General features: G+C 37.2%; 12 protein-coding genes. 10 read left to right on the top strand and 2 right to left on the bottom strand.

Annotated features, from left to right (window positions below):
* Positions 1–481 precede the first annotated feature (481 nt).
* The 5 genes from LC418_RS14195 to LC418_RS14215 all read left to right on the top strand — a co-directional run bounded on the left by LC418_RS14195 (position 482) and on the right by LC418_RS14215 (position 6,978).
* A complete protein-coding gene (locus tag LC418_RS14195; protein ID WP_223559618.1) occupies positions 482–3,028 on the top strand; it encodes an FtsK/SpoIIIE family DNA translocase in 2,547 nt (848 codons plus the stop codon).
* Between the two features lie 65 nt (positions 3,029–3,093).
* Positions 3,094–3,741, top strand: coding sequence for an outer membrane lipoprotein periplasmic chaperone LolA1 (lolA1, locus tag LC418_RS14200; RefSeq protein WP_223559619.1), 648 nt, complete (start codon positions 3,094–3,096; stop codon positions 3,739–3,741).
* A 111-nt stretch (positions 3,742–3,852) separates the two neighbouring features.
* Positions 3,853–5,307, top strand: a complete 1,455-nt coding sequence (locus LC418_RS14205) for an LptF/LptG family permease (protein WP_111953210.1) — start codon at positions 3,853–3,855, stop codon at positions 5,305–5,307.
* Positions 5,308–5,456: 149 nt separating this feature from the next.
* Positions 5,457–6,248, top strand: coding sequence for a hypothetical protein (locus LC418_RS14210; RefSeq protein WP_223559620.1), 792 nt, complete (start codon positions 5,457–5,459; stop codon positions 6,246–6,248).
* An 88-nt stretch (positions 6,249–6,336) separates the two neighbouring features.
* Positions 6,337–6,978, top strand: coding sequence for a hypothetical protein (locus tag LC418_RS14215; RefSeq protein WP_223559621.1), 642 nt, complete (start codon positions 6,337–6,339; stop codon positions 6,976–6,978).
* Between the two features lie 50 nt (positions 6,979–7,028).
* Here the strand turns inward: LC418_RS14215 and frr are convergent, their stop codons facing one another.
* Positions 7,029–7,583 (bottom strand): ribosome recycling factor, encoded by a 555-nt coding sequence (gene frr, locus LC418_RS14220; RefSeq protein ID WP_111953204.1) that lies wholly within the window; start codon positions 7,581–7,583, stop codon positions 7,029–7,031.
* 125 nt (positions 7,584–7,708) lie between these two features.
* The gene (gene pyrH, locus LC418_RS14225) at positions 7,709–8,416 is read right to left on the bottom strand and encodes a UMP kinase (protein WP_111953202.1); all 708 of its coding nucleotides are present in this window, start codon (positions 8,414–8,416) and stop codon (positions 7,709–7,711) included.
* 166 nt (positions 8,417–8,582) lie between these two features.
* Between pyrH and porQ the strand changes: the two genes are divergently transcribed.
* The 5 genes from porQ (at position 8,583) to LC418_RS14250 (ending at position 11,665) form a co-directional block, all read left to right on the top strand.
* On the top strand, positions 8,583–9,575 hold the full coding sequence (gene porQ / locus LC418_RS14230; protein WP_111953200.1) for a type IX secretion system protein PorQ: 993 nt from the start codon (positions 8,583–8,585) through the stop codon (positions 9,573–9,575).
* A gap of 84 nt (positions 9,576–9,659) precedes the next feature.
* Positions 9,660–10,334: a (d)CMP kinase gene (cmk, locus tag LC418_RS14235; protein WP_111953198.1), complete on the top strand. Its 675-nt coding sequence runs from the start codon at positions 9,660–9,662 to the stop codon at positions 10,332–10,334.
* 91 nt (positions 10,335–10,425) lie between these two features.
* A complete protein-coding gene (locus tag LC418_RS14240) occupies positions 10,426–10,776 on the top strand; it encodes a YtxH domain-containing protein (protein ID WP_040999207.1) in 351 nt (116 codons plus the stop codon).
* 79 nt (positions 10,777–10,855) lie between these two features.
* Positions 10,856–11,164 carry a phage holin family protein gene (locus LC418_RS14245; protein ID WP_111953196.1) on the top strand — a complete coding sequence of 103 codons (309 nt, stop codon included), beginning with the start codon at positions 10,856–10,858 and terminating at the stop codon, positions 11,162–11,164.
* Positions 11,165–11,167: 3 nt separating this feature from the next.
* Entirely contained in the window at positions 11,168–11,665 is a 498-nt protein-coding gene (locus LC418_RS14250) for a phosphoribosyl-ATP pyrophosphatase (RefSeq protein ID WP_223559622.1), read from the top strand.
* Positions 11,666–11,690 lie beyond the last annotated feature (25 nt).

The raw sequence follows: 11,690 nt of genomic DNA on the forward strand, positions 1-11,690 counted from the left end.
TTAAAGGCCTATTTTGGTTATTTTGAATCATTCTTAATAATATATAATTCATTAAGGAAAATTCGATTTTAAGATCATGAAATTCCGGATCTAACTTACTTATCTGTGATCAGTTCTGATTACTACAGGCAAATAATCATTTTATTACGTCAATAATTATAAGACTGTGTCCTTCATCTTCTTTTTATTTTATATTGATTGATGATAACGAAATTAAGGCCAGGCAAAAATGCCGGGATATTTTTTGACCATATTTTTGATATTTTTTTCACTTTTACACTTTATGGAACAAAATTAGCGGAGCAATAGCTGCTGCATTTTGAAGGAGTTTAAAAGTACCTGCTGCAGTACATTTCAGGAAAAAAAATATCTTAAAACTGATGTTTAATTTTAAAAAATAACCCTAAATTACGCTATCTTTTTTGCAGAAAAAAAGATTCTATTAATGTTGAAAAAACATTAAATTTGCCACATTGATATTATGGATAAAAAGACACAGACAAAACAGACTGAATCGCCTGATAAAGGCAGAATACTATCTAAGCCACGTATATTTTTCGGGCTTACCTTTATACTTTTCTCTGTCGTTCTGGCATTTTCGTTCATCTCCTATTTGATGAACTGGAAAGCAGACCAGAGCCAGGCAGGAACTATGACCGACAAAACGATAAAATCTTCAAATATCTTTGGGAAGGTAGGCGACTGGCTGGGAAATATTTTTATATTCGAAAGCATCGGGATCGCATCCTTCATTATTGCCTTCTTATTTTTGGTTGTGGGAACGCTTATCCTTAAAAAAAGAACCTTCAAACCATGGAAAACCATCGGACACTCTTTGTTTTTTATCTGCTGGCTTCCTATTTTTATGGGAGCAGTAACTAAAGGCCAGGGTGTTTTAGGAGGCGTTTACGGTTACCAGATCATGGATTATCTGAATGCCATCATCGGACCTGTAGGACTTTGGGTAGTACTTGTTTCAAGCATTCTTTTATATTTTATTTTGGAATTCAATCTTCGTCCAAGCTCTATTAAAGCTAAACTGGACAAGATCAATGACAGTACAATCGGCAAAGTTAAATCCATGATGCCAAGCTCAGAGGAAAACTTTGAAGCGGATGTTGAACTTGAAGAGGAAGCTGCAGAAGCCGGCCAGAATGTTACCGTTACAGACGTTTCGAATAAGGCAAAAACTAAAGAGCAGGAACCGGTAAACGTTCCTAAAGGATTTCCGGAAGTTCAGCCTTTAACAGATTTAGAACCTATTGTAACGCCTAACCAGACTTCTTTTGAAGAGGAAGAGAAACCTGTCAGCTTAAATCTGAATGCAAAACCTTCTGTTCCTACTTCAACTCCGGAACAAGCATTTGATATGACACCGGTAAGTCCGGCGATTAGTCCGGTTCCTCCAGTTTCTACTCCAGCTCAGGACAATATTAAATTTAATGTAGAGATCGCTCCGGTAGTAGATGTATTGGATGATTCTGACAGGAAATCACAGGAACTTGTAGAAAAACACGGACTGTATGATCATAAACTCGATCTGGCAGGTTTCCAAATGCCTACAGTGGAATTGCTGAAAGATTACGGAAGCGAAGAAATTTCAATCAATCAAGAAGAATTAGAAGAAAATAAAAATAAGATTGTAGGACTTTTAAAGAACTTCAATGTCGGCATCTCTGAGATCAAGGCAACGATAGGTCCAACAGTTACTTTATATGAAATTGTTCCGGAAGCCGGAATCAGAGTGTCAGCTATTAAAAAACTTCAGGATGATATTGCCCTGAACCTTTCCGCCTTAGGAATCAGGATCATTGCCCCAATGCCTGGAAAAGGAACAATCGGAATTGAGGTGCCGAGAAAAAATCCTACGATGGTTTCCATGCGTTCGGTTATTGCTTCCCACAAATTCCAGAATACCGATATGGATCTTCCTGTGGTTTTCGGAAAGACGATTTCTAATGAGGTATTCATGGCCGATCTTTCAAAAATGCCTCACTTACTGATGGCAGGTGCTACAGGTCAGGGTAAGTCTGTAGGGATTAATGCCATTCTTACTTCTCTCCTCTATAAAAAACATCCAAGCGAATTGAAATTCGTTATGGTGGATCCTAAGAAGGTTGAACTTTCATTATATTCAAAAATTGAAAGACATTATCTGGCTAAGCTTCCGGATGCTGAGGAAGCGATCATCACAGACACGAATAAAGTGATCAATACCCTGAATTCTCTTTGTATAGAGATGGATACAAGATATGACCTTCTTAAAAATGCATTCTGTAAAAACTTAAAAGAATACAATAAGAAATTTACGGAAAGAAAATTAAATCCAGAGAATGGACATCGTTATTTACCATACATCGTTTTGGTAGTGGACGAGTTTGCCGACCTTATCATGACAGCAGGTAAAGAAGTTGAGCTTCCGATCGCCAGACTCGCGCAGCTTGCAAGAGCAGTAGGAATTCACCTGATTGTTGCCACGCAGAGACCTTCTGTCAATGTAATTACGGGTATGATTAAGGCCAACTTCCCGGCAAGGGCTGCCTTCAGAGTAATTTCCAGTGTGGATTCAAGGACTATTCTGGATTCTCCGGGTGCAGACCAGCTGATTGGTAAAGGTGATATGCTTTATTTCAACGGAAATGAGATCTTAAGACTTCAGTGCGCATTCGTAGATACACCGGAAGTGGAAAGACTTGCAGAATATATCGGCGAGCAGAAAGGCTATTCATCTGCATTCCTGCTTCCTGAATTTGTTTCTGAAGATTCTACCAGTACGGTAGGCGCTTTTGATCCGAATGAGAAGGATGCTTTATTTGAAGAAGCGGCAAGAATCATTGTTTCTACACAGCAAGGATCTACTTCCATGTTGCAGAGACAGCTGAAACTGGGGTATAACAGAGCAGGAAGAATTATGGACCAGCTTGAGGCTACCGGTATTGTAGGAGGATTTAACGGAGCAAAAGCAAGAGAGGTGATTATCAGTGACCTTCATTCTTTGGAACAGTTTTTGGAAGATTTGCGTAGTTAAAGGAAAGATGCTTTATAAATTAAACCTTGAAGCATTAGAATGTTTAAAGTTTATTAAATAAAAAAATGAAAAATATTATTTCAAAAGTTATAGTCGGAAGTTTTGTAATAGGTGCTGTAGGATTTGCCGATGCACAGAAAATTGATGCGAAAGCTAAAAAAATTCTTGACGATATCACAGCCAACTACAAGTCTAAAAAGAACTCTTACTTCAAATTTTCTTTCGGAACTGGTGTGAACGGACAGGTAACCAAAACAGAACCGGGAATTTACTATTCTGCAGGAGATAAATATAAGCTGAAGATCATGGATACGGAACAGATCTTCGATGGAAGCAAAATCTATAACATCAATGCAGACGATATGGAGGTAACCATTGCAAAACCTAACGGAAGCAGCAGCATGTTCTCCCCTATCAATTATCTTTCAACCTACAGAAATGATTATAACGTAACCTATAATGGGAAAAAGAATGTAAACGGAGTGAATGCAGATTTCATTAAGTTGACCCCTGTAAAATCCAACGGAATCCAACATGTCTATCTTTTTGTAGATTCTGCTAAAAAGCAAATGGTAAAACTGGAGCAGCATGGCAACAATAAAGATGTAGCTGTAATTGCCATCAAAGAATATAAAGAAAACCAGACACTGGATCCTAATATGTTTGTTTTTGACAAAAACAAGTTCAAAAACTACATCATTACAGAGCTTTAAAAAGACAAAAATGGGACAAGAGCAATTATCTCTTTACCTGTTAATATAAAAAGTAATAAAAATTATAAGAGCCACAAGTAAACTTTGTGGCTTTTTGATTAATTTTGACGCATGCTAAAAATACTAGACCGATATATCATAAAAACCTTCTTTGGCCCTTTTTTCTTTATATTCAGTGTTTTGTTTTTCATTTTTATTGTAAACATTATCTGGGTGCAGCTGGGGCAATTTATGGGAAAAGGATTAAGCTACTGGCAGATCCTCAAACTTCTTTTTTATCTTGGGGTAAGTGTTATCAGTCTGGTACTTCCTCTTACTATCCTTTTGGCAAGTATTATGTCCTTCGGGGAATTTGGAGAACGGTATGAACTTGCTGCGATGAAGGCTGCAGGAATTTCCCTGACACGGGTAATGGCACCCCTTATGGGAGTGGCAACGGTATTGGCAGTCATGCTTTTCTTTTTCTCCAATAATATCATTCCGGACTTCCAGAAGAAAGCAAAGAATATGCTTTTCAATATTGCACAAACCAAACCTGCTTTAAACTTTACACCGGGACAATTCATTGACCAGCTTCCGGGATATATGGTGAAATTTGATAAGATCTATGGTGAAAACGGAGAAAATATTGAAGGGGTTTTTGTACACAGAAAAGCCGGCACCTATGAAAACCAGCAGTCTATTGTCGCAGAAAAAGGGAAATTTGTCCCTGCAGCTAATAAAAACTTCCTGAAGCTGGAGCTTTATAACGGTTATATATTTGAAGACAATTTCGCAGGCAAAGGTGAAAATGTAAGGCTCAAACAACCGGATCAGGCTATTAAATTTGATACCTTAGTTTCACATTTTGATATCAGTGAAGTTATTAATAAAGCTATTGAAAAGGAGCAGATCACAGATGATTACCGTTTTCAGACGTATGGACAGCTTAATGAAACCGTTGCTAAAAACAAGAAAGAGAATGCTGAATTCTTTTCGAATATCGGTGCCGATGTTTTGAGCCAGACTAATTCGGTGATCAGCTATATGGATAAAACAAAATCCAAAGCGGTTGCCAAACAACAGATTAAGCTGGATACCGTAAAGGAACAAAAAAAGCTGGAGATTATTTCTAATGCCTATAACAGGCTGGATAATCTGAAATCTACATCCATGGGTAAAAAGAATGAATTCAGTTCAAATGTTAAATATTTCAGCAAGGTCGTTATTTACCAGCAGAGAATTGTTTCTTATTCTGTAACATGTATCATCTTTTTCCTGATTGGGGCCAGCTTAGGATCCATCATCAGAAAAGGAGGAATGGGGCTTCCGGTAATCATCGCAATCGTTATTTTTATCATTTTTTATGTAATGAATCTCGGTATTGAAAATATTGCATGGGGAGGAGGAATGAGCCCTTATCTGGCAGCGTGGCTTCCTAACCTTATCCTTCTTCCGTTCGGAGTATGGATGACGTATAAAGCCCTTACCGACTCACAGCTGTTTGATGCCGAAAAATATAAAGCGCTCTTCAAACCAATTACAAAGAGATTCTCAAAAAACAAAGAACATCAGAGATATCAGTAATTGTATTGAAAGATTAAAAATTGAATCATTTTAAAATATTCAGGCCCTGAATTTCCGGGTCTTTTTATTGGAAGTTGTGGTATTTATTTCAACTCGTCATAAGGTATAAAAAGCTATATTTACAAAAATTTGTTAAAAACAATAATTACATGAAGAAAACATTACTATTTAGCCTGTTTACATTGATGTCATTCAATGCCTATGCACAGGAAGACAACACAGATTATGAATTAAGAACCGATGAAAAATACGGTTATATCATTGATAAAGGTGGAAAGAAAATTGAAGGAATTGTAAGACTGAACGGAGATGCCATGAATCCGTGGAGCAATCAGAAAAAAGTAAAATTCGTGGCAGTGTCGGATATCGATAAGTCCAAGAAGAAACAAAAGTTCAAGACCCTCGATCCGGACGATATTAAAGAATATGTTGCTTTTGATGAGAATAACGATGAGAGGCATTTTGAAATGATCAAGTATACCAATACCAAAGAAGGCTTCAATACAGCCACCGGAGGTTTAAGCGGGAATATCAAAGCATTCAACAACCTTACAAAAAGTAATCAGTTTGCAGAAGTCGTGAAAGACGGTAAAATCAAAGTCTATAAATTATACGGCTACCCTACTACATTCTCTGCCGGCGGCCAGATCGCAGTAGCAGAAAAGGAAACAGAAAGAATGAGAAATTCCCCTTCTTACATTTATTCTAAGAAAGGAGGTAAGATCGAGGAACTGACTTTAGCCAAAGCCAAAATGATCATTGCAGACTGCAGCTATGCAAAAGGCAAGTTAACAAGCGGTTCTTATGCTTCGCTTAAAAATGATGAAAAGAAACGATCCGGGTTAGGAAAACTGATCAAAAGCCAGATTGACGATGTGATGTCCAATGTCCCGCAAATTGTGGAAGAAGTGATCACGGATTACAACGAAAACTGTAAATAAAAACTAAGTACAGAGACTTTCCATTGAAAGTCTCTTTTTTGTTGCTGTAGATTTTTTGTAATTTTAGAAACCACCAAATAACTATCATATGAAAACAATGCTCATCGCAGCCATACTGTTGCTTGCTGTTTCGTGTAAAAATGACAAAGATAAGGCAGCTCATACGACATCTGTTTCCACTGACAGCATGATTGTAAAAAAGGATTCACCCCAACAAAATACAGATGATCCCATAGCTGAAATCAAAAAGGAATATGGCATGCTTCAGGCACAACTGGAGGCAAAAAAACTGAGGTCCAATGGTTTTACATACAATTGTAACGAAGAACCCTCAGGAAAGGTTACTTTCTTTTCCGACAAGGGTGAAATTAAAGTGATAGAGCATTTTTATACTGAGCACAGTCATTTTTCAGCATCTGAAAGATACTTTATTAAAAACGGAGAACCATTCTTCATATTCAGAGAAGAAACCGTGTGGAATTTTGATGGCGGAACTCCGGAAAAACCGATCACTAAAGATGATATTACAGAAACTCGTATTTATCTTCAGCATAATAAGCCGCTGAAATGCCTTGAAAAGAAATACAGCATAAGATCGGATAGCAAAGAAAAAAATATTTCTGATCAGATATCCGGAAAAGAAATTCAGTGCAATACCGATGAATTGTTAAAAACCTATCGGTCCCTATTGAAACATAAAGATCAGAAAGGAGAAATAAAATGTCTGTAAACAAAAAGAGGCTTCACATAAGAAACCTCTTTTTTATTTTAAATCTAAAATTATACTTTCATAATTTCAGCTTCCTTAGTCTTAAGATGCTCATCGCAAAGCTTCACATATTTGTCAGTAAAACCCTGGATTTCTTCCTCTACTCCTTTCACAACATCTTCAGAAACACCTTCAAGTTTTTTAAGTTCTTTCAACCCATCCTGTCTTGCATTTCTTACGGTTACTTTAGTACTTTCAGCTTCTACTTTAGCCTGCTTTGCAAGTTCTCTTCTTCTCTCCTCTGTTAAAGGCGGAACATTAAGAATAATATTTTCCCCGTTATTAGAAGGTGCAAAACCTAAGTTTGAATTGATGATCGCTTTCTCAATAGCACCAATAGCAGTTCTGTCCCAAGGCTGAATAGAAATCGTCATGGCATCCGGTACAGAAACGTTGGCAACCTGGTTGATAGGAGTCGGAGCTCCATAATATTCTACCATTACATCCTGAACCATTGCCGTAGAAGCACGTCCTGCTCTAATTCTTTGAAATGCATGATCCAAGTGCTTTACAGCGGCGTCCATGTCGTGCTTTACAGATTCTAATATAAGATCTAATTCTTCCATTATATAGTTAAAATTTGATAAATTACACATTTTTATAAATGATGACTGATAAGTGATAATTGATCAGTAATGAGAAATTTTAAATTATTAAATCTTTTAATTTTTCAATTACTTTAATCTGCCACCTACAAATCAACTAAAGTTCCTACATTTTCTCCATCCACGATTTTCTCTAAATTCCCATCCTTATTCATATCAAATACGATAATCGGCAATTTATTCTCGTGACTTAAAGTGAAGGCAGTCATATCCATTACTTTAAGATTTTTAGCATATACCTCGTCGAAGGACAGTGAATTGTATTTTACAGCATCAGCATTCTTTTCAGGGTCCATATCATAGATTCCGTCTACTCTGGTTCCTTTTAAAATCACATCTGCCCCGATTTCGATAGCTCTCAAAGTCGCTGCCGTATCCGTTGTAAAATAAGGATTTCCTGTTCCTGCCCCGAAGATCACTACTCTACCCTTTTCAAGGTGTCTTACTGCTCTTCTTTTGATGAAAGGTTCAGCTACTTTATCCATTTCAATCGCAGACTGAAGTCTGGTTTTGATTCCTGCATCTTCCAGAGCTCCCTGAAGAGCCATCCCGTTGATCACCGTTGCCAGCATTCCCATATAATCTCCCTGTACCCTATCCATTCCTTTTGCAGCGCCTGCTACCCCTCGGAAAATGTTTCCTCCTCCAATAACGATCGCAACTTCGCAGCCTTTTTTCACTACTTTTTTGATCTCTGCGGCATATTCCTGCAGTCTTTCATTGTCTATACCATATTGTCTGTTCCCCATTAAGGCCTCACCACTCAGTTTCAGAAGGATTCTTTTATATTTCATCTTTAATTTTTAATAAGCTTTACCGGAGTAATTTTCTCCGAAATTTAATTTTGCAAATATAATCATTAAAAATATTGAATAAAGAAAAATATTTACGCAGAAATAATGGCAGAAATATTTTGATAAGTACGAAAAAGGATTATTTTTGCATTAATTATAAATTGAATTGAAGAAAATTGTCATTTTTTCATTATTTCTGTCAGGAATTGTTTCTTATGCGCAAACAGGAACAAATGTTTATCCTTTCTTAAACATCCCTGTATCTGCCAGACAGGCTGCCTTAGGTGGCGATGCAATTTCCATCAGAGACTATGATGTTTCCTTTGCTATTGCAAATCCGGCCCTTTTAAATAAAGATTCAGACAAACAGCTTTCAGTGAATGCCGCAGCTTATCTTGCTGATTCAAAATATGGAACTGTTGCCTACGCCAGAGATTTTGATAATGGACATATGGCAACCATCAATGCCCGATACATGACCTACGGAAGCATTCCAAGAACCGATGAAAGTGGTGAACAAAACGGCGAGTTCAAAGCTTCAGACGTAGCAATAGGTGCAGGCTATGCTTATCAGTTCGAAGAAGACTGGACCATTGGCGGTGGCATTAATTTCATCACTTCAAAAATTGACAACTATACTTCTTCTGCGATCTCCGGAACCGCAGGAGTTACCTATCATAATAAAAAAAACAAAGAAGTTCTTTCCCTTGTGATGAGAAATTTTGGATTTCAGCTGAAATCCTTCAACGGAACCAGGGAAAACCTTCCGTTCAGGGTAGATCTCGGATATACCAGAATTCTTAAGGCTATTCCACTTGCCGTTACCATTACTGCACATGATCTTCAACAGTTTGATATTTCTTCGGAATATAATGTGAACGGTCAGGAAGTAGGTTTCGGAAGAAAGCTGGCAGACCACTTTTCTATAGGAGCAGAACTTTTCCCTGAAAAAAGCTTCAATATAAGGCTTGGGTATAATGCGAAAAGAGGAAACGAACTTGCCGTGGCAGATCAGAGAAACTTTTCGGGGCTTTCGGGTGGATTTGGAATTAAATTACGAAGATTCCGTATAGATTATGCCCATATCCGTTATCATAACTCATCCAACGTGAACCAGATAGGCGTCTCTATGGACCTTAGCAGCCACGCGGGAGAGTAATTTCAACACGAAAAATTGACATAACAATGTAGATTTTTTTCTGTACAACCTTGATTTTTTAAAAAAATTCTTGAAATTTGCGGTATGAAAAAACCTGTAATAGCTATCGATGGGTACTCGTCTACCGGAAAAAGTTCAATCTCCAAAGTCATTGCCGATAAACTGGATCTTATACATCTGGACACCGGTGCGCTTTACAGGGGGATTACATGGTTTGCCATACAGAACTGCATGAATGATGACGGCTCTATCGATCTTCAGAAATTATTCTCTTCCTTAGATCAGATCGAGCTTGAATTCAGAAACAGTGACAACGAACTGATTCTTTACCTGAATCATATTGATATTTCAAAACAGATCCGTACCACAGAAGTTTCAGATAATGTAAGTATTGTCGCAAAACAGAAAGAAATAAGAGACTTTCTTCTTCACTCACAGCGTTCGCTGGCAGAAAAAGGAGGTATTATTATGGACGGACGTGACATAGGGACAGTAGTTCTGCCAAATGCGGACTATAAATTTTTTCTTACTGCCAGTATTGACGAAAGAACCAACAGGAGATATTTTGAGTTAGCAGGAATGGGAATACAGGCAGACAGAGAACAGGTAAAGCAAAACCTTACAGATCGCGACAAGATCGACAGCGAAAGGGAAATAGCGCCTTTAAGGCAAGCTGAAGATGCTATTGTTATTGACAATACGAAACTTACCAAAGAAGAAACAATTGATCTTATTCTCTCACATATCCATAAAATTTAACATTTTTTAATAATACAATGCCTCCTTTGGTATACAAATTGTACATTTTCACACAGAAAACTAATATTATTAACTATTAAAAAAGCTTAAAATGTCGAAAAACGGAAAAAATACAGCAGGTATATTGGCAGGACTTCTTGCAGGTGCTGCAGCAGGTGTAATCTTAGGAATGCTTTATGCGCCTGAAGAAGGTAAAGAAACAAGAAAAAAAATCAAAGATAAAGCAGGTGACCTAAAAGACCAGGCTAAAAACAAATACGGCGAAGTGTCTGAAAAAGTAAAAGATCAATACAGCAATATATCTTCTACTTTCAAAGAAACGGCCAGCAGTGTAGCCCATACGGTAAAAGACGGATATGATAAATACAAAGATCAGATTGTTTCCAAAACTGCAGACGTAGTAAAGGATGTAGAAACGGAACTGAACGATCTTAAAAAATAAGTAGTTTATTTTTTGAGTAAATTATGGGAAGGAACTTTTTGCACGAAAGTTCCTTTTTTTGTAACTTTAAAAAAAAACAATGATAGAGACTATTAAAGAATATGCATCAAAGAGAATAGATCTTCTGAAAATTGAAGCTACTGAAAAATCCTCTCTTTCTGCAGGGCTCATTACCTACTTTGTAGTGCTGCTAGTTGCTTTTACTTTTTTTATTATCCTTTTTAATTTTGGAATGGCATTTCTTATCGGCAAGGCGCTGGATAATACTTCTTACGGTTTCCTGATCGTTGCCGGGTTTTATGTTGTGGTAATGGGATTTATCATTGCTTTTAAAAATAAGATTGTCAATATGGTGGCGGACCAGGTTATTAAATTTTTAAATCATTAAGCTATGGGCAGAAATTACGAAAGCATTGAAGAACTAAGAAGAAAGAAAAAACTGCTTAAAAGCGAGATCAATGATCTGGAAAACCTTCTTACCTTTAAAAACACAAAAGAAAGCCTGAGTGCATTCACCAATGGTCTTACAGATCAGTATCTGCAGGAAAAAGTAGATGATGACGGTGATGAAAAGGTTGTTCTAAGAAAAGATGTCATTGCCAGGCATCTAACTTCCGAAGTAAAAGATATGTTCATCAATAAACAAACAGCTGTAGGAATCGCAAGTACTGCATTAGGTGGTAATGTGACAGACAGCCTGATAAAACTGGGAATTACCGCTTTGGTTGGAAATTATGCCAAAAACAACATGAAAAGCCCTAACTGGAAGAAAAAACTTCTGGGTGCGGCTATGATTTATCTGGCTCCTATTGCCCTTAAATACGTCAGAAAGAAGCTGGAAGTATACCAAAAAAACAAGAGTGTTTCAAGTCTGGAACAGTTGATATAGAGAAACTAGAAGTTAGATATTAGAG

The organism is Chryseobacterium lathyri (assembly GCF_019970085.1).
Taxonomy (GTDB): Bacteria; Bacteroidota; Bacteroidia; order Flavobacteriales; family Weeksellaceae; genus Chryseobacterium; species Chryseobacterium lathyri.